Here is a 21,466-nt window from a genome sequence, read left to right on the forward strand (position 1 = left end):
AGTGTGCATGACAGCGCCCATGATATTTCCCGCGCGACTAAGACTGCTGCCATGCATCCAAACAAAGAAACACTCTAACTATGCAAACACGCACCCAACCAAGAAAGTTACACACACCTGCTAGCAAACAAATAAAACAACACACCCTCAACTAAACAAAACTCCCCTCGCTATCGATTAAAACACCTGCAACCTCCTTCAAGCCCCTAAACAAAAAAAGGGCGCCAGAGGCGCCCTTTTTGCAGATGATGAAAGATTTAAAAATATGCGCTTAGTGTTGCAGCGCCGGCTTCTGCGCCCCATTGATCGGGATACGCTTGGCCTTCGCTTCTTCCGGCACGACCCGCAACAGATCGATGCTCAGCAAACCGTTACTCAGGTCAGCAGCCTTGATCTCGATATGGTCCGCCAAGCGGAATGACAGCTTGAAGGCCCGCTGGGCAATGCCTTGATGCAGATAGGTGACGCTCTCAGCCTTGGTGTCGCGCTTGCCGCCGCTGACGGTCAACACGCCCTTCTCCACCTGCAACTCCAGATCGTCTTCCTGGAAACCGGCGGCCGCGATCACAATGCGGTATTGGTCTTCGCCATGTTTCTCGACGTTATAAGGTGGGTAGCTGCTGCCCGGCTCATTGCGCAATGCGGTCTCGAACAGGTCGTTGAAACGGTCGAAACCCACGGAAGAGCGGAACAACGGCGCCAGGGAAAATGCGGTACTCATAGGTCAAATCTCCTGAAATATCAGCAAGGTTCTTTATCTCCACGACCCGAGTTCGGCATCGTGTAATCCCTAGATAAGGACCACCCATTACATTTCAAGAGAGGCTGTAAGAAAAATTTCAGGCCGCTTGCGGGTGAGGCATACCGAGCAAACGACTGACCTGCAGCAGATCGGTTTCCCGGCGCAGCGCGGTAAACAGCTCCACGGCTTGCGGGTAATTGCGCGTCAGCATCGCCAGCCACTGCTTCAAGCGGCCAGGAGCCTGGCGCTCAGTCAGTTGCGCTACAGACTGCGTCCAGAACTCCCGGAGCATGGGCTGCATCTCCTCCCAAGTCATCTCTACCACCTCTTCACCTGCACGCGCGGCGGCGATTTGCCGGGCCAGGTCGGGACGCGCTACCAGGCCGCGGCCGAGCATGATGTCTTCGACCCCACTGATCTCGCGGCAGCGCCGCCAGTCCTCGACGCTCCAGATATCACCGTTGGCAAATACCGGCACCTTGACCACGTCCTGCACGCGCGGGATCCATTCCCAATGGGCGGGGGGCTTGTAGCCATCGGCTTTGGTCCGCGCATGCACCACGATGTGCGCCGCGCCACCTTCGGCCAGGGCCGTAGCGCACACCAGCGCGCCATCCGGGCTGTCGAAGCCCAGGCGCATCTTGGCAGTCACCGGGATATGCGCCGGCACCGCACGACGCACGTGCTCGACGATCTGGTTGAGCAGCTCCGGCTCCTTGAGCAGCACCGCACCGCCACGGGATTTGTTGACGGTCTTGGCCGGGCAGCCGAAGTTCAGGTCGATTACCTGCGAACCCAGCTCGCAGGCCAGCGCGGCGTTTTCCGCCAGGCACACGGGGTCGGAACCAAGCAACTGCACGCGCAACGGCACGCCCGCAGCGGTCTTGGCGCCGTGCAGCAGTTCAGGGGCAAGCTTGTGGAAATAGGCCGGGGTCAGCAGGCGGTCGTTGACCCGGATAAATTCGGTCACGCACCAATCGATACCGCCCACCTGGGTCAGCACATCCCGTAGGATGTTGTCGACCAACCCCTCCATGGGCGCCAAGGCAATTTGCATGGAAAACACTCAACGAAAAACGTGGCGCAGTTTACTGGGTTTCCCACAGTAACCGTTAACCCCCTTGTCAGATGTGCAACGCCACGCCATAGCCCTCGATAAACTCCGCCGGCATGCGCTTGGGCTTGCCACTGGAGAGTTCGATACAGACAAAGGTGGTTTGTGCACGCAGCAAGGTGGTGCCATCACTGGGGCGTATCAGTTGGAAGCGCCGGGTCATTTTCAGGCGCTGGTCCCAATCGACGATCCAGGTCGCCAATTGCAACTCATCACCTTCGTAGCCCGCCGCCAGGTAATCGATTTCATGGCGCACTACCGCCATGGCCCGATCCAGGCGCCGGTACTCGCTGAGGTCCAGGCCCAGGCGCTGGGAATGGCGCCAGGCGCAACGCTCCAGCCAGGATACGTAGACGGCATTATTGGCATGCCCCAGGCCGTCGATATCCTCAGGGGCCACCTGCAGATCGATGATAAACGGCTTTGCCAAGTCCCAGCCCATGCCCTGCTCCCGGTCGATTAATGTCGGCGGCGAGCAGTGTAACCCATCGTTCGGCTCAAGCGGTTTGCCGCGCTGGTTCACGACAGCCGGCCAGTAGCGCCAGTACGCCTTCGACCACCCGGGGATCGGCCAGGACTTTCTGGTGCCCGCCTTGCTCCAGGCGCAACAGGCGGCTGTCGAACCAGGCCTCGTGGATCATCTGCGAAGCTTTGACCGGGACGAAGGTATCGTCTTCGGCATGCACGATCAGGCCCGGGATATTCATTTGATAGTGCGCCACATCCAGGTGCTTGAGCGGGATGCCCAGGGAGTACTCGACCTCCTGGATAAACGCCGCCCGTGCCCGCGCCGGCATGCCGACCACTCCGGCAAAGCCGCGCAATACATCGAGCAAGCGAGAAGGCGCGGCAATGCTCACCAACGCATTGGTGCGCAGGCCCAACTGGATGGCCAGCATCGCACTGGCGCCGCCCATGGAGTGGCCGACCACCGCGTGCAACGGCGGCAACTCAGCGGCAGCCTCCAGCATCGCCCGGGCAAACAGCACCACGTGGGCCTCGCGGCCCGGCGAGCGGCCATGGGCCGGACCGTCGAGGGCAATCACCGAGTAGCCGGCACCCACCAATGCGTTGATCAGGCTGGCGAACTGGGTCGGGCGCCCTTCCCAGCCATGCATCATCAGCACCGCCGGGCCCTGGCCCCAGCGCAGGGCCGACAGGCCAAAGCGCAAGGTGATGCGCTCGGCCTGCGCCAGCAGCGGCAATTCCCAATCACGCGGCGGCAGATCCCGCGGCGTCATGAAAGCGCGACGCATCTGGTTGGCGATGGTCTGCGGCGCCAGCCTGCCCACAGTGCCGTTGACACGACGAATCCAGCTCAAGGTGCTCATCCATTCACTCCCCAGGCCCGCAAGCCTTGTTCAGCGCACTGCCGACTTGGAGGCGCGCAATACACGGTCCGACAATTCGCCAGGCCCCAGCGCCCGGGCCAATGCCAGACCACCAATCATCAAGGCCATGTCGGCCAGGGCCTTATCGGTGTCTTCCGGGCTGGCAGCCAGTTGTGCGGCCATCAGTTCGACGTGCCGGTTCAATACATCGCGAAATTCATCTGGCAGGCGGCTCATCTCGCCGACCGTGGCCGGGATCGGACAGGCCTGGGCGGTGGAATCGCGGTGCTTGCGCGACAGGTAGAACGCCGCCACCAGGGCTCGGCGCTCTTCGCCTGTCAGGCTGGGGTCCATATCGTCGATAGACGCCCGACGCGTGGCCAATAGCTGCTCGAACGCCTCCAGCATCAAGGCGTCCTTGCTTTCAAAGTGGGCGTAGAAGCCACCAACGGTCAGCCCCGCCGCTCCCATGACTTCACCCACACTCGGTTCGGCCGGGCCACGCTGGATCAGCGCGGAGCTGGCGGCCTGCAAAATACGTTCACGGGTTTGCGCTTTCTTATCGCTCATGACGGCCTCCGAATATTACGGTTAAAATATTATCTTCATAATAATTTTTAGCAAGCGCTGAATTCGACCGCTGGTCAGAAGAGGTTTTTTGTAAAGAGGGAGGGAGAAAACCCAAATGCCAGACAAACAAAAGGGCCATTCAATAATTGAATGACCCTTAAAAATCCCGCAGAGCGGGTAATCGTGGCGTCCCCTAGGGGACTCGAACCCCTGTTACCGCCGTGAAAGGGCGGTGTCCTAGGCCACTAGACGAAGGGGACACAAACCTTCTATACAACTGATCAGGCTGAACCTGATCGATCCAAGGACGGTGTGGCCGGAACCTTGAACCTGTAAATTGGTGGAGCTAAACGGGATCGAACCGTTGACCTCTTGCATGCCATGCAAGCGCTCTCCCAGCTGAGCTATAGCCCCGATTTTTCGCCTGGCGGCGCAGCAGACCTTGCGAGCTGCTTGTTGAAACTGGCGTCCCCTAGGGGACTCGAACCCCTGTTACCGCCGTGAAAGGGCGGTGTCCTAGGCCACTAGACGAAGGGGACAAAACCTTCTGTACAACATGATCAAGCTGGGCCTGATCGATTCAAGGACGGTGTGGCCAGACCTTGAACCTGTAAATTGGTGGAGCTAAACGGGATCGAACCGTTGACCTCTTGCATGCCATGCAAGCGCTCTCCCAGCTGAGCTATAGCCCCTCATCGGTGAGGACGGGGCGAATCTTAATGGCGCTTTGAAAGGCTGTCAAATTTATTTTCAACAATTTCCAAAGTTTTTTGCCGGGATAACAATCACTTACCGTCAAAACCCCGCAAAGCCGGGGTTTTGCCCTCACCAACGCTTAACTAGGCGATAGCAGCCAGCAGCTTTTCCCATTCCTTGTTTTCTTTCTTTGATACACCGCCAAGCAAATCAAGGGCTTGGCGCAGACGGAAACGGGTCAGGTCCGGACCGAGGATTTCCATCGCATCGAGTACCGACACCGAGCTGGCTTGCCCGGTAATCGCGGCAAACATCAGCGGCATGGCATCGCGCAGCTTCAGTTCCAGGGATTCGACCACAGCCTGGATGGTCGCGGTGATGGCCTCTTTTTCCCACTGGCGCAGGCTTTCGAGCTTCCACAGGATCAACTGCATCAACTGGCGAACCTGGTCAGCCGAGAGTTTTTTCGACTCGAACAGCTTGGCATCCGGATTCACGCCACCGGCAAAGAAGAAGCTGGCCAGCGGGGCGACCTGGCTGAAAGTCTCCACCCTGCCCTGCACCAGCGGTGCGATCTTCATCATGTACTCGGGGTTCAACGCCCACTGCTGCACACGGCTGGCGAACTCTTCCACCGGCAGGTCACGCAGCCATTGGCCATTGAGCCACGACAGCTTCTCGATATCGAAAATCGGCCCGCCCAGCGAGACGCGGGACAGGTCGAAGTTATCGACCATCTCCTGCAGCGAGAACTTCTCGCGCTCGTCCGGCATCGACCAGCCCATGCGGCCCAGGTAGTTGAGCATCGCTTCAGGCATGAAGCCCATACGCTCGTAGAAGGTCACCGAAGTCGGGTTCTTGCGTTTGGACAGCTTGCTCTTGTCCGGGTTACGCAGCAGCGGCATGTAGCAAAGCTGCGGCTGTTCCCAGCCGAAATATTCGTAAAGCAAGATCAGCTTGGGTGCCGACGGCAACCATTCTTCACCACGCAACACGTGGGTGATGCCCATCAAGTGGTCGTCAACCACGTTGGCCAGGAAGTACGTCGGCAGGCCGTCGGTCTTCATCAGCACTTGCATGTCCATGCGGTCCCACGGGATCTCCACGTCGCCACGCAACATGTCTGGCACCACGCACACGCCTTCGCTCGGCACTTTCATACGGATCACGTGCGGCTCACCGGCGGCCAGGCGCGCGGCCACTTCTTCCTTGGACAGCAGCAGCGCGCGGCCGTCGTAGCGCGGGGTTTCGCCGCGGGCCTGTTGCTCGGCGCGCATCTGGTCCAGTTCTTCGGCAGTGCAGAAACACGGGAAGGCGTGGCCCATATCGACCAGTTGCTGGGTGTATTGCTTATAGATGTCGCTGCGCTCGCTCTGGCGATACGGGCCGTGCGGGCCGCCGACATCCGGGCCTTCAGCCCAGGTGATGCCCAACCAGCGCAGGGCATCGAAAATCTGCTGTTCCGACTCACGGGTCGAACGCACCTGGTCCGTGTCTTCGATCCGCAGGATGAATTCACCGCCGTGCTGCTTGGCAAAGCAGTAGTTGAACAAGGCGATGTAGGCAGTACCGACGTGGGGATCCCCAGTAGGCGATGGCGCGATGCGCGTGCGGACGGTGGTCATGGCGGGTCTCGAATGGGCAATAAAGCTGAAAATAAAACAAGGGGCGAATGGTAACAGCCCCAAGCCCCCTGGCTCCAGCGTAGGCCGATCAACAAAGGGCATATAAGCCAAGGTTGGGGCTGGAACCTCGACATGGCTATTTGCCAAATCGTTAGCTGGCTATATTCCATTACCTTTTGTAACTGACACTGCGCCGCCATGCCTGCCCAACTCAAACGCCGCCTGTTTATCTTCCTGTTTATCGTCGCCCTGGTCGCCGCGGGCTTCTTTGCCCATTGGTTCTTCAAGGGACGTTTTTATGAAAGTACCGATAACGCCTACGTGCAGGGCGAGATCACCCGGGTCTCCAGCCAGCTTGGCGCGCGCATCGCCGAGGTGAAAGTGGGCGATAACCAGCACGTAGAAAAAGGCCAGTTGCTGGTCATCCTGGAGCAGGACGACTTCCTGCTGGCCATCGACCGCGCCAACGCCGCCCTCGCCACCCGCGAAGCCGAGCGCTTGCAGGCCACGAGCAAGCTAACCCAACAAGCCAGCCTGATCGCGGCCGCCGATGCCCAGGTGGCGTCCAGCCAGGCGACCCTGGGCCGCGCGCAGATCGACTTGTCCCGCGCGCAAACCCTGCGCAAGCCCGGCTATGTCTCGGAAGAACGCGTCACCACCCTGTCTGCCGACAACCATATCGCCCGCTCCCAGGTCGCCAAGGCCCAGGCTGACTCCCAAGGCCAGCGCCAGCAAGTCAGCGCCCTGAACGCCGAGATCAAGCGCCTCGACGCGCAGATCGCCAATGCCCGCGCCGACATCGCCCAGGCCGAACTGAACCTGACCCGCAGCGAAATCCACGCGCCCATCAGCGGCCTGGTTGGCCAGCGCGCCGCGCGCAACGGCCAGTATGTGCAGGCCGGCGCGTACCTGCTGTCCATCGTTCCCGACCAGGACATCTGGATCCAGGCCAACTTCAAGGAAACCCAGATCGGCCATATGGCCCCTGGGCAGACGGCCGAGTTGACCTTCGATGCCTACGGCGATACCCCCATCGAGGCGCGGGTCGACAGCCTGTTCGCCGCCTCCGGCGCGCAGTTCAGCCTGCTGCCGCCAGACAATGCCACCGGCAACTTCACCAAAGTCGTACAACGAATCCCGGTAAAACTCACCTTTGCCGCCGACAACCCACTGCACGGCAAGATCCGCCCTGGCATGTCGGTGACCGTCAAAGTGAAGATCCAAGACCCTGACCATGGCCGGTGATCAACTGCTGCGCCCGGTCGGCGAACCGACCCGGCGCGACTGGATCGCGGTAATGAGCGTCATGCTCGGCGCCTTCATGGCGGTGCTCGACATCCAGATCACCAACTCCTCGCTCAAGGACATCCAGGGCGCGCTGTCGGCCACCCTGGAAGAAGGCTCGTGGATTTCCACCTCCTACCTTGTAGCCGAAATCATCATGATCCCCCTCACCGCCTGGCTAGTGCAGTTGCTGTCGGCACGGCGCCTGGCGGTGTGGGTGTCGGTGGGGTTCCTCATCGCTTCGCTGATGTGTTCCATGGCCTGGAGCCTGGAAAGCATGATCGTGTTCCGCGCCCTGCAAGGCTTTACCGGCGGTGCGCTGATCCCGCTGGCCTTCACCCTGACCCTGATCAAACTGCCCGAACACCATCGCGCCAAGGGCATGGCGATGTTCGCCATGACGGCCACCTTTGCCCCCTCCATCGGCCCGACCATTGGCGGCTGGCTCACGGAAAACTGGGGCTGGGAATACATCTTCTATATCAACGTACCGCCAGGGCTGCTGATGATCGCCGGCCTGCTGTATGGCCTGGAGAAAAAGGCCGCGCACTGGGAATTGCTCAAAAGCACCGACTACATGGGCATCCTGACCCTGGCCGTGGGCCTGGGCTGTTTGCAGGTATTTCTTGAAGAGGGGCATCGCAAGGACTGGCTGGAATCGAGCCTGATCGTCAGCCTGGGCAGCATTGCCCTGTTGAGCCTGATCACCTTCGTCATCGTGCAGTTGTCCAAGCCCAACCCGCTGATCAACCTGGGCATCCTCGCCAACCGCAACTTTGGGCTTTCAAGCATTTCCAGCCTGGGCATGGGCGTGGGGCTGTATGGCTCGATCTACCTGCTGCCGCTGTACCTGGCGCAGATCCAGAACTACAACGCCCTGCAAATCGGCGAAGTGATCATGTGGATGGGGGTGCCGCAGTTGTTCCTGATCCCGCTGGTGCCGAAACTGATGAAATACGTGTCGCCGAAGTGGCTTTGCGCGGTGGGATTTGGCCTGTTTGGCTTTGCGAGTTTTTCCTCGGGCGTGCTCAACCCGGACTTTGCCGGCAGCCAGTTCAACCAGATCCAGATCATCCGTGCCCTCGGCCAGCCGCTGATCATGGTCACCATTTCGTTGATCGCCACCGCGTACATCCTGCCCCAAGACGCAGGCTCGGCGTCGAGCCTGTTCAATATCCTGCGAAACCTGGGCGGTGCCATCGGTATTGCGCTGCTGGCGACGTTACTGGATGCGCGGACCAAGACCTACTTTGACTACCTACGCGAAGCCATTGTGCCGACCAACCCGCAGGTGGCCGAGCGCATGGCGATGCTGACCCAGAAGTTTGGCAATGAGACGGCAGCGCTGGGCAAGCTCAGTGAGATTGCGCATCAACAGGCGCAGATCATGGCCTACAACGATGCATTTCACTTTGTGGGGTTAGCGTTGGCGGTGAGCATGCTGGCGATCTTTTTGACCAAGGCGTTGCCGACGGGACTCAAGGCTGGGGAAGCCCACTAGACCGAGTTGCCCCTATCGCGAGCAAGCTCGCTCCCACATTCGACTGCATTCCAAAGGTGGAACTCGATCAAATGTGGCAGCTGGCTTGCCTGCGATGAAGCCCAAGCAGTCAACGCAAATTCAGACCGCCAGCAACCGCTCGCGCAACTTGCCAATCTCATCGCGCATCTGCGCTGCCGCTTCAAACTCCAGGTCCCGCGCCAACTGGTACATCTTCTCTTCCAACTGGCGGATACGCTTGGTGATTTCACTCGGCGAGCGCAGTTCGTTTTCGTACTTGGCGCTTTCCTCGGCAGCCTTGGCCATGCCTTTGCGCTTCTTGCTGCGCGAACCCGGTACGGTGGCGCCTTCCATAATGTCGGCGACGTCCTTGAACACGCCCTTGGGGGTGATGCCATTGGCCAGGTTGAACGCAATCTGCTTGTCGCGGCGGCGCTCGGTCTCGCCGATGGCCCGCTCCATGGAGCCGGTGATGCGGTCGGCGTACAGGATCGCGCGGCCGTTGAGGTTACGCGCGGCACGGCCAATGGTCTGGATCAGCGAGCGCTCGGAGCGCAGGAAACCTTCCTTGTCCGCGTCCAGGATTGCCACCAGCGACACCTCGGGCATGTCCAGGCCTTCACGCAGCAGGTTGATGCCCACCAGCACATCAAAGGTGCCCAGGCGCAGGTCGCGGATGATTTCCACGCGCTCCACGGTGTCGATGTCCGAGTGCAGGTAACGCACGCGCACGCCGTGGTCGGCCAGGTAATCGGTAAGGTCTTCGGACATGCGCTTAGTCAGCGTGGTGACCAGCACCCGCTCTTCCAGGGCCACGCGCTTGGTGATTTCCGACAGCAGGTCATCGACCTGGGTCAGGGCCGGGCGGATCTCGATTTGCGGGTCGACCAGGCCGGTGGGGCGCACCAGTTGCTCGATCACCCGGCCAGCATGCTCGGCCTCGTAGTTGCCCGGCGTGGCGGACACAAAGATGGTCTGCGGGCTGATGCTTTCCCATTCGTCAAAGCGCATCGGCCGGTTATCCAGCGCCGAAGGCAGGCGGAAGCCGTATTCCACCAGGGTTTCCTTGCGCGAGCGGTCGCCTTTATACATGGCGCCGACTTGCGGCACGCTGACGTGGGATTCGTCGATCACCAGCAACGCATCCGCCGGCAAGTAGTCGTAGAGGGTCGGCGGCGGCGCACCGGACTCACGGCCCGACAGGTAGCGCGAGTAGTTTTCGATGCCGTTGCAGTAGCCCAGCTCGAGAATCATCTCCAGGTCAAAACGCGTGCGCTGCTCCAGGCGCTGGGCTTCCACCAGCTTGTTATTGGCGCGCAGGTATTCGAGGCGCTCGGCCAGCTCGGCCTTGATCCCCTCCATGGCATCCAAAAGGGTTTCACGTGGCGTCACATAGTGGCTTTTTGGATAGAAGGTAAAGCGCGGCAGTTTGCGGATCACTTCGCCGGTCAACGGGTCGAAGGCCGACAGGCTCTCGACCTCATCGTCGAACAGCTCGATCCGGATCGCTTCCAGGTCCGACTCTGCCGGGTAAATGTCGATCACATCCCCACGCACGCGGAAGGTCGCGCGGGCAAAGTCCATGTCGTTGCGGGTGTACTGCAAATCCGCCAGGCGTCGCAGCAAGGCGCGCTGGTCGAGTTTGTCGCCGCGATCGACGTGCAGCACCATCTTCAGATAAGTTTCCGGGCTGCCCAGGCCGTAGATGCAAGAAACGGTGGTGACGATGATCGCGTCCTTGCGTTCCAGCAGCGCCTTGGTCGCCGACAGCCGCATCTGCTCGATATGGTCGTTGATCGACGCATCCTTCTCGATAAAGGTATCGGAGGACGGCACATAGGCTTCGGGCTGGTAGTAGTCGTAGTAGGAAACGAAGTACTCCACCGCGTTGTTCGGGAAGAACGCCTTGAACTCCCCATACAACTGCGCGGCCAGGGTCTTGTTTGGCGCCAGCACCAGGGTCGGGCGGTTGATCTGCGCGATCACGTTGGCGATGCTGAAGGTCTTGCCCGAACCGGTCACCCCGAGCAACGTCTGGTGAGCCAGGCCGGCCTCGATGCCTTCGACCATCAGGCGGATGGCCTCGGGCTGGTCGCCAGCAGGTTCAAAGCGGGTGACTAGTTGGAAATCCGACATAACGTACCTCTTGAAGTCACCCCAGACTGTAAACCCGTCGGGGACGAAAAAGACCACAGCCCGCGAAGTTTCAGAGCAGACCGTAGGAAAAAACCATGATAGCTGTAGAAGTGGAGGCGAATGTGACGGGTTTCAAGGCACTCGCCCTACATGCCTGTGGCCATCAATGTTGCAATAAGACTAACGGTCGATAAATAAACCGAAAAACTTGGCCGAAAAGCCGTTTCGGCTGTCGCCGCGAGCGGTGTTGGCCTCTATACTAGCTCCCCGTTTGTGCACCGCTCTAGTGCATTCGGCTGGAGCGCGACACGTCCCTCCATTCCCCCATAGAGCTGCCGCAAAAATGAGCCTGTTCTCCGCTGTCGAAATGGCACCACGCGATCCTATCCTGGGCCTCAACGAAGCATTCAACGCCGATACCCGTACTACCAAGGTCAACCTTGGCGTAGGCGTTTACTGCAACGAGGAGGGGAAGATTCCACTCCTGCGTGCCGTTGCCGAAGCGGAAGCCATTCGCGTGGCGCAACACGCCGCTCGTGGCTACCTGCCGATCGATGGCATTGCCGCCTACGACCTGGCCGTACAGAAGCTGCTGTTTGGCGCCGAGTCGCCATTGCTGAGCGCTGGCCGCGTGATCACCGCCCAGGCCGTTGGCGGCACCGGCGCGCTGAAAATCGGTGCCGATTTCCTCAAGCAGCTGCTGCCCAATGCCGTGGTTGCCATCAGCGACCCGAGCTGGGAAAACCACCAGGCGCTGTTTGAAAAAGCCGGCTTCCCGGTGCAGACCTATCGTTACTACGATGCCGCCACCCACGACGTGAACCGCGCCGGCCTGCTGGAAGACCTCAACGCCCTGCCCGCCCAGTCCATCGTCGTACTGCACGCCTGCTGCCACAACCCGACCGGCGTCGACCTGAGCCCGGCCGACTGGAAAGACGTGCTGGAAGTGGTCAAGGCCAAGAACCTGGTGCCGTTCCTCGACATGGCCTACCAGGGCTTTGGCGACGGTATCGACGAAGATGCCGCCGCCGTGCGCCTGTTCGCCGAGTCGGGCCTGACCTTCTTTGTGTCCAGCTCGTTCTCCAAATCGTTCTCGCTGTACGGCGAGCGCGTGGGCGCACTGTCGATCGTCAGCGAGTCGAAAGAAGAAAGCGCGCGCATCCTGTCCCAGGTCAAGCGCGTGATCCGCACCAACTACTCCAACCCGCCGACCCACGGCGCGGCGATTGTGGCGGCGGTGCTCAACAACCCAGAGCTGCGCGCCCAGTGGGAAGCGGAACTGGCCGAAATGCGCCTGCGCATCCGCGGCATGCGCGAGCAGATGGTCAGCGAGCTGGCCAAGGCAGCGCCGGGCCACGACTTCAGCTTCGTCGGTCGCCAGCGCGGGATGTTCTCCTACTCCGGCCTGACCGTAGAGCAAGTCACCCGCCTGCGTAGCGAGTTCGGCATCTACGCCCTCGACACCGGCCGCATCTGCGTGGCGGCGTTGAACCAGGCGAACATCGCTGCCGTGACCAAGGCGATTGTGCAGGTGCTGTAAGCCTGAGTGCGAGGTACGAAGGGGGAAGCCAATGGCTTCCCCTTTTTTGTGCGAGACTCTGTAGGAGCCGGCTCCTACAGAGGCCGTGTTCCTTCACCATTGATATGAGCCGCCTATGAGAAACGACGACCTGGACCTGCGTGCCGACCGCGACGAACTGGACCACTTCACCCCGCGCACGCCCCCAGCCAAGCGGCAAAAAAGCCTGGTCCTGCAAGTCGCCCTGGGCGTCTTCCTCGGCGGCCTGGCCCTGTGGCTGGTACAGCTGGGCGCCACGGCGCTGATGGCGAAACTGGCGATGGGCACCCTGCAATTTGGTGGCTAGCTTGCCGGCTCCTGCAGGGGAATGCGTTCCTCCAGCAGTTGCACAAAGCTGTCCAGACTCTGCGACACCGTGCCCCGACGCCAGATCAGCCAGGTGTTGAGCAGGCGGAACTCGTCCGCCAACGGCCACACGCTGACCGTGGTAAACCCCGGCATACTCTCCAGCATACTGCGTGGCATCAGCGCCAAACCGGCGCCGGCGCTGACGCAGGCGAGCATGCCGTGGTACGACTCCATCTCGAAAATCTTCCCCGGCACCGCGCCATCCTGGGAAAACCAACGCTCAAAGTGATGCCGGTACGAGCAGTTGGAGCGAAAGGTATAGATGCTCGCCCCGTTCACATCCTGCCCACGGGTGATCGGCCCGTGATGCAACGGCGCAATCACCACCATTTCCTCTTCAAACACCGCCACGCCTTCCAAGGTGGGGTGCAACACCGGGCCGTCGACAAATGCCGCCGCCAGTCGGCCCGATAGCACGCCTTCGATCATCGTCCCCGAGGGCCCGGTGGTCAGGTCCAGCTCGACCTTGACGTGTTTCTGGTTGTAGGCCGCAAGCAACGCCGGGATGCGCACGGCGGCGGTACTTTCCAGCGACCCCAGGGCAAATGGCCCCTGGGGTTCCTCACCCGCCACGGTGGCGCGAGCCTCTTGCACCAGGTCGAGGATGCGCCGCGCATAGCCGAGGAAATTCCAGCCGGCAGGCGACAGGCGCAGGCGACTTTTCTCACGGATAAACAACTCCACACCCAGGTCCTGCTCCAGTTGCTTGATACGCGTGGTCAGGTTCGACGGCACCCGATGAATCAATTGTGCGGCAGCGCTGATGCTGCCTTGCTCGGCCACGGCCTTGAAAATCTCCAGTTGCACCAGATCCAAGTCATTCTCCAATCGTGAACGTATTGCTTAATATTATTCAGTTCCCGGAAAAGATACAGCCCCGTACGCTGGGCATCTTCTCCAACACTGCGCAGGACGGTGCCATGACCGCTATTTCTCACCAGACCCATGCCTTGTCGATCAACCCCGCCAATGGCGAAACCGTCGGCAGCTACCCGTACGAATCCGCCGCACAACTGGACGCCGCCCTCACCCGCGCCAGCACCGCCTTTCGCAAGGGTCGCCATACACCTGTGGCACAGCGCGCCGAATTGCTCCTGGCCCTGGCCGGCGCCCTGCGCGAACAAGCTGAAGAAATGGCGCAAATGATCACCCTGGAAATGGGCAAGCCCATCGCCCAGGCCCGTGGTGAAATCGAGAAATGCGCCTTGCTGGCCGAGTGGTACGCCGCCCACGGGCCGGCCATGCTCGCGCCGGAGCCGACCCTGGTCGACAACGGCAGCGCCCGGATTGAATATCGCCCGCTGGGCCCGATCCTCGCCGTAATGCCGTGGAACTTCCCGGTCTGGCAGGTACTGCGCGGTGCCGTGCCGACCATGCTCAGCGGCAACACCTACGTGCTCAAGCACGCGCCCAACGTGATGGGCAGCGCCTACCTGATGCAACGGGCCTTCCACACAGCCGGTTTCGCCGAAGGCTTGTTTGAAGTGATCAACGTCACCGCGCACGGTGTGTCCCAGGCCATCGCCGACCCGCGCATCGCCGCCGTGACCCTGACCGGCAGCGTGCGCGCGGGTATCGCCATCGGCTCCCAGGCCGGCGCTGCGTTGAAAAAATGTGTGCTGGAACTGGGGGGCTCCGACCCCTTCATCGTGCTCAACGACGCCGACCTCGATGCCGCCGTGCAAGCCGCGGTGACCGGCCGCTTCCAGAATTCCGGCCAGGTCTGCGCCGCCGCCAAGCGCCTGATCATCGAGCAAGGCGTAGTCGAGGCCTTCACCGCCAAATTCCTTGAAGCCAGCCGGCAACTGGTGACGGGCGACCCGACATCGAACGACACCTATATCGGCCCCATGGCCCGCTTCGACCTGCGCGACGAACTGCACGCACAAGTCCAGGCGACCCTGGCCGAAGGAGCCAGCCTGCTGCTGGGCGGCCACCCCATCGAGGGGCCAGGCAACTATTACGCCCCCACCGTCCTGGCCGATGTCACCGACCAGATGACCTCGTTCAAGCAGGAACTGTTCGGCCCCGTCGCCTCGATCATCACCGCCCGCGACGCCGACCACGCCGTGGCCCTGGCCAACGACAGCGAGTTCGGCCTCACCGCCAGCGTCTTTACCCGCGACCCGGCCAAGGCACGCGAGATCGCCAACCAGTTGGAAACCGGCGGCATCTTTATCAACGCCTACAGCGTGTCCGATCCTCGGGTGGCGTTTGGCGGGGTGAAAAAGAGTGGGTTTGGCCGCGAATTGTCACATTTCGGCGTGCGCGAATTCTGCAATGCGCAGACGGTATGGGTAGATCGGCGGTAGGCCGATCATCAAGATTCCTCATTGCCAGCTTGCGGGTTCAGGATATGATCAGGCCGTTATTTGAACCGGACTGCACTGACCCATGCCCGTTGACCTGCAAGCGCTCTATCCCAAACTGATCCATCTGATGCTGGATACGGTTTTCGTGGTCGACAGGGACAACCAGATTGCATTTGTCAGCGACGCCTGCGAGGCACTGCTCGGCTACCGTGCCGACGAGCTGACCGGCAGCCTGATCACCGACTACATGCACCCCGAAGACCTGGCAGCCACCCGGGCCTCGATTATTCGGGTGATGAACGGCCAGCCCCACGTGGATTTCCGCAACCGCTATATCCGCAAGGATGGCAGCCTCGTCCATATCCTGTGGGCGGCGTTCTGGTCCGAGGATGTCGGCGCGCGGATCGGCGTGGCGCGGGACATCACCGCCCTCACCCAGGCCGAGGAAGAACTGCGCTTCCTCGCCCATCACGACCCGCTGACCACCCTGACCAACCGCTCGCTGTTCAATGATCGCCTCGATTCGGCCCTGCGCAACGCACGCCGGCAGAAGAGCACGCTGGCGCTGCTGTTCCTGGATATCAATGACTTCAAAGGCATCAACGATGTGCATGGGCATGTCGCCGGCGACCGCGTGCTGTGCACCATCGCCAGGCGCCTGGAAGCCTGTGCGCGCGAGACCGACACGGTGGCGCGAATGGGTGGCGATGAGTTCACCGTGCTGTTGACCGACCTTCATTGCGAAAACGCCGTGGCCGAGAAGGTGCAGCAGATCCTCGCCATCATGGCCGCCCCCCTTGGCCCTGAGTTTGGCCCGGTGAAAATGCCGTCGTGCAGTATCGGCGTGGCGCGTTACCCGGATGACGGGGAAGATGCCGACACCCTGCTCAGCCATGCCGATGGCGATATGTACCGGGTGAAAAAACTGCACCGCGCGGCGGGGTGAAAGTCGCCCCTGCCCTGGCGATTATCCACGCTGGCCATCAACGGTTACTGCGCAGGATCGAAAAATTCAACGCCGCGGCAACACACAGCCACGCCAGGTAAGGGAACAGGATCAACCCGGTTATCAGGTCCAGGCGCACCGCCAGCACCACCATGGCCGCCACAGTGAGCCAAAGCAGGGTGATAACCACCATCGCGGCGAAAATCCGATGTGCGCCGAAAAACACCGGCGTCCACAGGGTATTCAACGCAATCTGCGCCGCCCACAAGGCCAGCACCGTTTGACTGCCGGGGATCAGGCTCAGGCGGTAACCGGCCCAGGCGAGCAGCAGGTAAATCAGCGTCCAGGCCACCGGGAACAGCCAGTTGGGCGGGGTGAAGCGGGGTTTGACCAGGGACTCATACCAGGCACCGGGCTTGAACATGATGCCGGTGCTGGCAGCGGCGGCGCAGGCGAGCAGGAAGATAAAGAAGGTCATTGGCGGTCCTTGGCTCAAGTCAGCAATCTGGGAAGTGTCCCAGGATTGGACGCCCCGGGGGCCCTGAAAAGTTCAGTATTTCCCGGTACGACAATCTGAACCGCAACCGTACTGGCTAGCCCTTCAACTCGCCGGCGCGATTACTCGCGGCGTCGTCATAAGCCACATACAGCGACTCGGCGATCTGGCTCTTGATGGCCTTGCTGGCCTCCAGCCCCAACACAAAGCCTTCGGCCTTGCCGCCAGCGCGGTTCAGGTCTTCGACGGTGCTGGCGCCAGTGATCGCTTCCAGCAATTTGGTAGCGTGCGGGCCAACGCCCTTGGGCAGGCTGATCTGGTCGATGCTCATTGCGCCACCTCGCAGAAGGTTGGGGATGGGGTGCTGCGGGTAAACGAGGTCATATGCGATACCTTGATGGCTTGGGGCCGATAGCGCGTGGAACCACTGCCGGGCAGGCATGGTAGACCGGGACGGAGGAAAAGGGTTGTATAAACGATCAGGCGCCGATGCTGTAGGATCTTTCACCTTTCGTGGCATCGCCAAGGCAATGGAGCGCAGGTCTAAATGGAAAACCCGCAGGGCAAACGAGTCGTGGTGATTGGCGCCGGTATCGTCGGCGCATCCTTGGCCTATCACCTGGCGCAAAAGGGCGCGCAGGTCAGCCTGGTCGAGGCGCATGAGATTGCGTCAGGCGTCACCGCCACGTCATTCGCCTGGCTCCACGCCACCCATCCGGGGCCCGACCCCATTGCCCAATTACGCGGCGCCGCAATCCAGGAATACCACCGCCTCCAAACCCAGCTGCCCGGCTTGCAGATCCAATGGACGGGCGCCTTGTCTTACGATGGCTCGCCACCGGCCTCGACAAACCGGGTATCACGCGCGCAGATTCTTGAGCTTGAGCCCAACCTCAAGCAGCCCCCTGACTATGCAACGTACGTAGCCGAAGAAGGTGCCCTCGACGCAGTGGCGGCAACCCATGCGCTGGTCGCCGGCGCCCAGGCGCATGGCGCGAAGCTGCTCACTCAGACGCCAGTGCTGGGGTTTGTCACCGAGGGCCAACAGGTGACCGGCGTCGAAACCTCACGGGGCATCATCCACGCCGATATCGTTGTACTGTCAGCCGGGACAGGCACCGCCAGGCTGACAGACATGTTGCACGTATCCCTGCCGATAACCGCATCGCCGTCCATCTTCATCCGCTACAAGCCACAACCCAAGCTTGTGCACACCCTCATTTCCAACCCGCACATGGAAGTGCGGCAAAACGCGGATGGCGCATTGCTGGCAGCCGAGGATTACCTGGGCGACGCCGAGGAAAACCGGGCAGACGCGATAGCACTACGCACAGCCAAGGCGATCGACCATGAGCTCAATGGGCTGGTGTGCCTTGAGCCGGAGTTGGCCTGTGTCGGGCTCAGGCCAATTGCTGCCGATGGCATCCCGATCATTGGCTATCTGCCCCAGGTGGCAGGTGTGTACGTTTGCACCATGCACCCTGGGGTCGCACTGGCTGCGGTCGTGGGTCGGCTTGCCAGTGAAGAGATGCTTGAAGACAAGCCAGCAGAGGCGCTTGGGGGATGTCGTCCGGGTCGATTTTTCCGCGGGTAGGCGCCGGCTTGCCTAGGGCAAGGTCGCGCTCTTGAAAATCGGTTCGCTGTGCAGCACTCGCACCCCATCCGGACCGCTTTCAAGCAGCCGGCGCTCGCTATCGGCGACCAGCAGTTCAAGGCCGTACCCTGCAGCCGCCAGGCACCGCGCGATTTCCTGCGCGGCGTCGTGCGCCCACGGGGTGGCGGATTCGAAATGCCCCAGCAGCCTGTCGTTGCTACTAATCATGAGTCGGTATCTATTCATTCTGTTCTCACAAGTTCAATACGGCCAAAACTGACATTAAGGCCAAGCGGGGAAATGGCCAGCAATTGGTCAAGACGCACCTCGCACTGGCCACTGTCGCGGGCCAGCAGCAAAAACTCTTCCTTGCTCGCCGCAATTCGCGTAGTCAGCGCCCTGGCGACGAAGCTGCGCCCGTCGATCAGTTCTACCTGCAGGCGGTAACGGTGCATGCAGGCGATCTCCAGGTAGTCGTGCACATCGCAGTTCAGGGGCTGATACGCGTTCATGATGATTTCCAGCGCCTTATTTCAGGTCATCGATGGACGCACCGAAATTCAGGTGCAACACCTGGCCGTCGTGAACAAACGCAGGGACTGACTTGACCCCGGCCAGTTCGGCTTCGCCAATGCGCTGGGGTTGTTGGCCAAGGTGGACGACCTCGACCTTGAGTGCCGGGTCCAGCAGGTTGAGCAAGGTCTGCTCAGCGGAAATACAGACGGAGCAACCAGCGTGGTAGAAGCGTGCGTTAGACATTTTGCGTCTCCTTCATTGAGTTGGTATCGATTCGATACCTAACCAAGAATTACCCCCGCGTCGCTATTTGTCAATATAGTATTTAATCGATACTATATGTCGACAGGAGTGACTCATGTCCGACACAACCCTTTTCGATCTGCTTGAACGGCTTGCCAGCCTCAGCCGCATCTGGTTCCGCCAGCACCCGTTGCTGGCCGATTTGCAACCCATCCAGTTGAGCGCGCTGATGTACCTTTCGCGCTGCAACCGCTACTCCAATACGCCGTTGGGCGTGACTGACTATTTGGGCCTGACCAAAGGCACAGTGTCGCAGTCACTCAAGGCGCTGGAGGCCAAGGGGCTGATCGTCAAAACCCAGGATGTGCACGACAAGCGCAGCGTGCATCTGCAGTTGACGGACACGGCGCGCGGCCTGCTGGACGCATTGTTGCCGCCGGACTTCCTCGCCGCCGGTGAGGCACGCATGGGCGCGCGCGGCGGGCAACTGCAGACACTGCTTGGCGAGTTGCTGCGCGAAGTGCAGCGCAGCGCGGACGTGCCCAGCTTTGGCCTGTGCCGCACCTGCCGCTTCCATCAGCACGTCGACGATCTGCCGTTCTGCGGCCTGACCCAGGAACCCCTGGCGCCGAGCGATGCCGCGCTGATCTGTCGTGAACATCAACCCCCGCAGGTGCCTGCATGAGCCTGACCACGATTCGCCTCGACACCCTGCTCACCGGGCGTGCGCAGCCTTTCACCCGGCCCGGCTCCCGCAGCGCCATCGACAAACAGCCGCGACCCGGCCCCCTGAAGGTCGCCACCCTGGGCCTCAGTGGCGACGAACAGGGCGACCTGCGCATCCATGGCGGAGTAGAAAAAGCCATCCACCACTACCCGCTCGAGCATTACGCCCGCTGGGCCGAGGAGTTGGGGGCCCATCCATTGCTCGCCCAGCCGGGAGCCTTTGGCGAGAACTTCAGCACCACCGGCTGGAGCGAGCATGACGTCTGCCTGGGCGATCGCATCCGGGCCGGGACAGCGTTGCTTGAAGTGTCCCAGGGGCGTATGCCGTGCTGGAAACTCAGCGACCGCTTCGCCGTGGCCGAACTGGCCCTGCGCGTGCAGCAGTCGGGCCGCACCGGATGGTACTACCGGGTGCTGGAGGAAGGTGTGGTGAGCGCCGGCGACAGCCTGCAACTGGTCGAGCGGCAATTTGCCGACTGGTCATTGGCACGCTTGTCCGCTGTGCTGTTCGACAAGCGAATGGAGAGCGAACTGTTGCGCGAATGCCTGGCGCTGCCGTTGGTCCCGTCATGGCGGCGCACGCTGGAGCGGCGCCTGGAAAAAGGCATGACCGAAGACTGGGGGCCCCGCCTGTTGGGTTGAAGCGCGGCGCGGGAGCGAGTGCTGCTACCCCGCCAGATTGTGCGAACAACCCGGCAGATGCCCAGGTTTTTCGCCGCAAAGCCGGCGCCTACTGGGGGTTGAGCTGATATCATCCAGGCATTAACGCGCTGAGTAGAAAGCATGAACCGTCGTAAGAAACTCAATCAGATATTAAAAGCCAACGCCAAAAAGGCCAGTGCCAAACTGGCCCCCAAAAGCAAAGAGAAGTACATCAGCAAGGCCGATCGCCTGAAACTGGAGACCGAGCCCGCTCAGGACGCGCCGATTTCCTCTGACACGCCCAGCTGATTCAGGGCACTCTACGCCGGCGCAGCAGTCTGCTTACAGACACCCCACTCTCGCCCGGCGGAGCTTCCCATGATGATTGTTCACCACCTCAACAACTCACGCTCGCAGCGCATTCTCTGGCTGCTCGAAGAACTCGGCCTGCCCTACGCGCTCAAGCTCTACCAGCGCGACCCAAAGACCAACCTCGCCCCACCAGAGCTCAAGGTGATCAACGCATTGGGCAAATCGCCGGTGCTTGAAGACGGCACCCGCGTGGTGATCGAGTCTGGCGCCATTGTCGACTACCTGATCCGCCGCCATGGCCAGGGCCGCCTGCAACCAGACTCCGCCACGGCCGCCTACGACAGCTACGTGCAATGGCTGCACTTTGCCGAAGGCTCGGCCATGCTGCCGCTGATGCTCAACCTGTACGTCGGCCGCCTGGGTGAAGCCGGCGCGCCGTTGCACCCGCGGATCGAGTCGGAACTGGCCAACTACCTGGGTTACCTGAACGACGCCCTGGCGCAGTCGCCATACCTGCTGGGCGAGGAACTGAGCGGCGCGGATATCCAGATGAGCTTTATCGGCGAAATCGCCAAGGCCCAGGGCAAGTTGCCGGCGTACCCGAACCTGGCCGCGTGGGTCCAGCGGTTCCAGGACCGGCCGGCCTATCGCAAGGCGCTGGAGAAGGGTGGGGAATACGCGTTTGCCCAGTAAATCACCGGGCGTTTGACTCCTCTTCCAGAGCCGGCATAATTGCCGGCTTTTTTCGGGACG

At 61.3% G+C, this 21,466-nt stretch carries 24 protein-coding genes and 4 tRNA genes; 11 read left to right on the forward strand and 17 right to left on the reverse strand.

What is annotated here, in order from left to right; genetic code table 11:
• Window positions 1–271 precede the first annotated feature (271 nt).
• The 10 genes from HBO05_RS14655 to gltX all read right to left on the reverse strand — a co-directional run bounded on the left by HBO05_RS14655 (window position 272) and on the right by gltX (window position 6,078).
• Window positions 272–721, reverse strand: coding sequence for an Hsp20 family protein (locus tag HBO05_RS14655; protein WP_170043442.1), 450 nt, complete (start codon window positions 719–721; stop codon window positions 272–274).
• Window positions 722–839: 118 nt separating this feature from the next.
• A complete protein-coding gene (locus HBO05_RS14660; RefSeq protein WP_169953442.1) occupies window positions 840–1,799 on the reverse strand; it encodes a tRNA-dihydrouridine synthase in 960 nt (319 codons plus the stop codon).
• 67 nt (window positions 1,800–1,866) lie between these two features.
• On the reverse strand, window positions 1,867–2,298 hold the full coding sequence (locus HBO05_RS14665) for a thioesterase family protein (RefSeq protein ID WP_169953440.1): 432 nt from the start codon (window positions 2,296–2,298) through the stop codon (window positions 1,867–1,869).
• A gap of 55 nt (window positions 2,299–2,353) precedes the next feature.
• A complete protein-coding gene (locus HBO05_RS14670; protein ID WP_169953439.1) occupies window positions 2,354–3,187 on the reverse strand; it encodes an alpha/beta fold hydrolase in 834 nt (277 codons plus the stop codon).
• Between the two features lie 30 nt (window positions 3,188–3,217).
• The gene (locus HBO05_RS14675; RefSeq protein WP_169953437.1) at window positions 3,218–3,757 is read right to left on the reverse strand and encodes a TetR/AcrR family transcriptional regulator; all 540 of its coding nucleotides are present in this window, start codon (window positions 3,755–3,757) and stop codon (window positions 3,218–3,220) included.
• Between the two features lie 184 nt (window positions 3,758–3,941).
• A tRNA-Glu gene (locus tag HBO05_RS14680) sits at window positions 3,942–4,017 on the reverse strand.
• Window positions 4,018–4,095: 78 nt separating this feature from the next.
• A tRNA-Ala gene (locus HBO05_RS14685) sits at window positions 4,096–4,171 on the reverse strand.
• A gap of 49 nt (window positions 4,172–4,220) precedes the next feature.
• Window positions 4,221–4,296: transfer RNA gene (locus HBO05_RS14690), tRNA-Glu, on the reverse strand.
• A gap of 77 nt (window positions 4,297–4,373) precedes the next feature.
• Window positions 4,374–4,449 (reverse strand) — tRNA-Ala (locus HBO05_RS14695).
• A gap of 147 nt (window positions 4,450–4,596) precedes the next feature.
• A complete protein-coding gene (gene gltX, locus HBO05_RS14700; RefSeq protein ID WP_169953435.1) occupies window positions 4,597–6,078 on the reverse strand; it encodes a glutamate--tRNA ligase in 1,482 nt (493 codons plus the stop codon).
• Between the two features lie 198 nt (window positions 6,079–6,276).
• Here gltX and HBO05_RS14705 point away from each other — a divergent pair, with 198 nt between their 5' ends.
• Window positions 6,277–7,323 (forward strand): HlyD family secretion protein, encoded by a 1,047-nt coding sequence (locus tag HBO05_RS14705; protein WP_169953433.1) that lies wholly within the window; start codon window positions 6,277–6,279, stop codon window positions 7,321–7,323.
• Window positions 7,313–8,863: an MDR family MFS transporter gene (locus HBO05_RS14710; protein WP_172313059.1), complete on the forward strand. Its 1,551-nt coding sequence runs from the start codon at window positions 7,313–7,315 to the stop codon at window positions 8,861–8,863. Before HBO05_RS14705 ends, HBO05_RS14710 begins: the two co-directional genes overlap by 11 nt.
• A gap of 120 nt (window positions 8,864–8,983) precedes the next feature.
• Here HBO05_RS14710 and uvrB read toward each other — a convergent pair whose 3' ends face one another.
• Entirely contained in the window at window positions 8,984–10,999 is a 2,016-nt protein-coding gene (gene uvrB / locus HBO05_RS14715) for an excinuclease ABC subunit UvrB (protein WP_169953429.1), read from the reverse strand.
• Between the two features lie 343 nt (window positions 11,000–11,342).
• Here uvrB and HBO05_RS14720 point away from each other — a divergent pair, with 343 nt between their 5' ends.
• A complete protein-coding gene (locus HBO05_RS14720; RefSeq protein WP_170057798.1) occupies window positions 11,343–12,539 on the forward strand; it encodes an amino acid aminotransferase in 1,197 nt (398 codons plus the stop codon).
• Window positions 12,540–12,654: 115 nt separating this feature from the next.
• Entirely contained in the window at window positions 12,655–12,864 is a 210-nt protein-coding gene (locus HBO05_RS14725) for a hypothetical protein (protein ID WP_057438594.1), read from the forward strand.
• On the opposite strand, the gene HBO05_RS14730 is transcribed toward HBO05_RS14725, so the two are convergent.
• The gene (locus HBO05_RS14730) at window positions 12,861–13,742 is read right to left on the reverse strand and encodes a LysR family transcriptional regulator (protein ID WP_172313062.1); all 882 of its coding nucleotides are present in this window, start codon (window positions 13,740–13,742) and stop codon (window positions 12,861–12,863) included. The genes HBO05_RS14725 and HBO05_RS14730 overlap by 4 nt on opposite strands.
• Window positions 13,743–13,846: 104 nt before the next feature.
• Here HBO05_RS14730 and HBO05_RS14735 point away from each other — a divergent pair, with 104 nt between their 5' ends.
• On the forward strand, window positions 13,847–15,238 hold the full coding sequence (locus HBO05_RS14735) for an aldehyde dehydrogenase family protein (protein ID WP_172313065.1): 1,392 nt from the start codon (window positions 13,847–13,849) through the stop codon (window positions 15,236–15,238).
• Between the two features lie 82 nt (window positions 15,239–15,320).
• A complete protein-coding gene (locus HBO05_RS14740; RefSeq protein ID WP_172313068.1) occupies window positions 15,321–16,184 on the forward strand; it encodes a sensor domain-containing diguanylate cyclase in 864 nt (287 codons plus the stop codon).
• A 37-nt stretch (window positions 16,185–16,221) separates the two neighbouring features.
• Here HBO05_RS14740 and HBO05_RS14745 read toward each other — a convergent pair whose 3' ends face one another.
• Together HBO05_RS14745 and HBO05_RS14750 are read right to left on the reverse strand one after the other, a co-directional pair.
• On the reverse strand, window positions 16,222–16,662 hold the full coding sequence (locus HBO05_RS14745) for a TspO/MBR family protein (protein WP_172313070.1): 441 nt from the start codon (window positions 16,660–16,662) through the stop codon (window positions 16,222–16,224).
• A gap of 115 nt (window positions 16,663–16,777) precedes the next feature.
• Window positions 16,778–17,011 carry a hypothetical protein gene (locus tag HBO05_RS14750; RefSeq protein WP_172313072.1) on the reverse strand — a complete coding sequence of 78 codons (234 nt, stop codon included), beginning with the start codon at window positions 17,009–17,011 and terminating at the stop codon, window positions 16,778–16,780.
• 216 nt (window positions 17,012–17,227) lie between these two features.
• Between HBO05_RS14750 and HBO05_RS14755 the strand changes: the two genes are divergently transcribed.
• Window positions 17,228–18,274, forward strand: coding sequence for an FAD-binding oxidoreductase (locus tag HBO05_RS14755; protein ID WP_172313075.1), 1,047 nt, complete (start codon window positions 17,228–17,230; stop codon window positions 18,272–18,274).
• A 12-nt stretch (window positions 18,275–18,286) separates the two neighbouring features.
• Here HBO05_RS14755 and HBO05_RS14760 read toward each other — a convergent pair whose 3' ends face one another.
• Genes HBO05_RS14760 through HBO05_RS14770 form a run of 3 tightly spaced genes read right to left on the reverse strand, consistent with a single transcriptional unit; the run spans window position 18,287 to window position 19,033 of the window.
• Complete coding sequence (locus HBO05_RS14760) at window positions 18,287–18,502, reverse strand: cytoplasmic protein (RefSeq protein WP_346266496.1); 216 nt, start codon at window positions 18,500–18,502, stop codon at window positions 18,287–18,289.
• 14 nt (window positions 18,503–18,516) lie between these two features.
• Window positions 18,517–18,786, reverse strand: coding sequence for a Rho-binding antiterminator (locus HBO05_RS14765; RefSeq protein ID WP_172313078.1), 270 nt, complete (start codon window positions 18,784–18,786; stop codon window positions 18,517–18,519).
• Window positions 18,787–18,802: 16 nt separating this feature from the next.
• A complete protein-coding gene (locus tag HBO05_RS14770) occupies window positions 18,803–19,033 on the reverse strand; it encodes a thioredoxin family protein (RefSeq protein WP_169953408.1) in 231 nt (76 codons plus the stop codon).
• A 115-nt stretch (window positions 19,034–19,148) separates the two neighbouring features.
• Here HBO05_RS14770 and HBO05_RS14775 point away from each other — a divergent pair, with 115 nt between their 5' ends.
• The 4 genes from HBO05_RS14775 to HBO05_RS14790 all read left to right on the forward strand — a co-directional run bounded on the left by HBO05_RS14775 (window position 19,149) and on the right by HBO05_RS14790 (window position 21,406).
• On the forward strand, window positions 19,149–19,718 hold the full coding sequence (locus HBO05_RS14775; protein ID WP_170043433.1) for a MarR family winged helix-turn-helix transcriptional regulator: 570 nt from the start codon (window positions 19,149–19,151) through the stop codon (window positions 19,716–19,718).
• Window positions 19,715–20,401, forward strand: a complete 687-nt coding sequence (locus HBO05_RS14780) for an MOSC domain-containing protein (RefSeq protein WP_169953404.1) — start codon at window positions 19,715–19,717, stop codon at window positions 20,399–20,401. The genes HBO05_RS14775 and HBO05_RS14780 overlap by 4 nt, the downstream gene beginning before the upstream one ends.
• Window positions 20,402–20,542: 141 nt before the next feature.
• The gene (locus HBO05_RS14785; RefSeq protein ID WP_170057791.1) at window positions 20,543–20,710 is read left to right on the forward strand and encodes a DUF2986 domain-containing protein; all 168 of its coding nucleotides are present in this window, start codon (window positions 20,543–20,545) and stop codon (window positions 20,708–20,710) included.
• A 69-nt stretch (window positions 20,711–20,779) separates the two neighbouring features.
• On the forward strand, window positions 20,780–21,406 hold the full coding sequence (locus tag HBO05_RS14790; protein ID WP_172313081.1) for a glutathione S-transferase: 627 nt from the start codon (window positions 20,780–20,782) through the stop codon (window positions 21,404–21,406).
• The last annotated feature ends 60 nt before the right edge of the window (window positions 21,407–21,466 follow it).

Source organism: Pseudomonas sp. WS 5079, from assembly GCF_012985465.1.
GTDB lineage: Bacteria > Pseudomonadota > Gammaproteobacteria > Pseudomonadales > Pseudomonadaceae > Aquipseudomonas.

Excerpts from the sequence above, each read along its gene's own strand:
- HBO05_RS14655 (WP_170043442.1), bottom strand. The coding sequence starts at position 721 with ATGAGTACCGCATTTTCCCTGGCGCCGTTGTTCCGCTCTTCCGTGGGT.
- HBO05_RS14660 (WP_169953442.1), bottom strand. The coding sequence starts at position 1,799 with ATGCAAATTGCCTTGGCGCCCATGGAGGGGTTGGTCGACAACATCCTA.
- HBO05_RS14665 (WP_169953440.1), bottom strand. The coding sequence starts at position 2,298 with ATGGGCTGGGACTTGGCAAAGCCGTTTATCATCGATCTGCAGGTGGCC.
- HBO05_RS14670 (WP_169953439.1), bottom strand. The coding sequence starts at position 3,187 with ATGAGCACCTTGAGCTGGATTCGTCGTGTCAACGGCACTGTGGGCAGG.
- HBO05_RS14675 (WP_169953437.1), bottom strand. The coding sequence starts at position 3,757 with ATGAGCGATAAGAAAGCGCAAACCCGTGAACGTATTTTGCAGGCCGCC.
- gltX (WP_169953435.1), bottom strand. The coding sequence starts at position 6,078 with ATGACCACCGTCCGCACGCGCATCGCGCCATCGCCTACTGGGGATCCC.
- HBO05_RS14705 (WP_169953433.1), top strand. The coding sequence starts at position 6,277 with ATGCCTGCCCAACTCAAACGCCGCCTGTTTATCTTCCTGTTTATCGTC.
- HBO05_RS14710 (WP_172313059.1), top strand. The coding sequence starts at position 7,313 with ATGGCCGGTGATCAACTGCTGCGCCCGGTCGGCGAACCGACCCGGCGC.
- uvrB (WP_169953429.1), bottom strand. The coding sequence starts at position 10,999 with ATGTCGGATTTCCAACTAGTCACCCGCTTTGAACCTGCTGGCGACCAG.
- HBO05_RS14720 (WP_170057798.1), top strand. The coding sequence starts at position 11,343 with ATGAGCCTGTTCTCCGCTGTCGAAATGGCACCACGCGATCCTATCCTG.
- HBO05_RS14725 (WP_057438594.1), top strand. The coding sequence starts at position 12,655 with ATGAGAAACGACGACCTGGACCTGCGTGCCGACCGCGACGAACTGGAC.
- HBO05_RS14735 (WP_172313065.1), top strand. The coding sequence starts at position 13,847 with ATGACCGCTATTTCTCACCAGACCCATGCCTTGTCGATCAACCCCGCC.
- HBO05_RS14740 (WP_172313068.1), top strand. The coding sequence starts at position 15,321 with ATGCCCGTTGACCTGCAAGCGCTCTATCCCAAACTGATCCATCTGATG.
- HBO05_RS14745 (WP_172313070.1), bottom strand. The coding sequence starts at position 16,662 with ATGACCTTCTTTATCTTCCTGCTCGCCTGCGCCGCCGCTGCCAGCACC.
- HBO05_RS14750 (WP_172313072.1), bottom strand. The coding sequence starts at position 17,011 with ATGAGCATCGACCAGATCAGCCTGCCCAAGGGCGTTGGCCCGCACGCT.
- HBO05_RS14755 (WP_172313075.1), top strand. The coding sequence starts at position 17,228 with ATGGAAAACCCGCAGGGCAAACGAGTCGTGGTGATTGGCGCCGGTATC.
- HBO05_RS14760 (WP_346266496.1), bottom strand. The coding sequence starts at position 18,502 with ATGATTAGTAGCAACGACAGGCTGCTGGGGCATTTCGAATCCGCCACC.
- HBO05_RS14765 (WP_172313078.1), bottom strand. The coding sequence starts at position 18,786 with ATGAACGCGTATCAGCCCCTGAACTGCGATGTGCACGACTACCTGGAG.
- HBO05_RS14770 (WP_169953408.1), bottom strand. The coding sequence starts at position 19,033 with ATGTCTAACGCACGCTTCTACCACGCTGGTTGCTCCGTCTGTATTTCC.
- HBO05_RS14775 (WP_170043433.1), top strand. The coding sequence starts at position 19,149 with ATGTCCGACACAACCCTTTTCGATCTGCTTGAACGGCTTGCCAGCCTC.
- HBO05_RS14780 (WP_169953404.1), top strand. The coding sequence starts at position 19,715 with ATGAGCCTGACCACGATTCGCCTCGACACCCTGCTCACCGGGCGTGCG.
- HBO05_RS14785 (WP_170057791.1), top strand. The coding sequence starts at position 20,543 with ATGAACCGTCGTAAGAAACTCAATCAGATATTAAAAGCCAACGCCAAA.
- HBO05_RS14790 (WP_172313081.1), top strand. The coding sequence starts at position 20,780 with ATGATGATTGTTCACCACCTCAACAACTCACGCTCGCAGCGCATTCTC.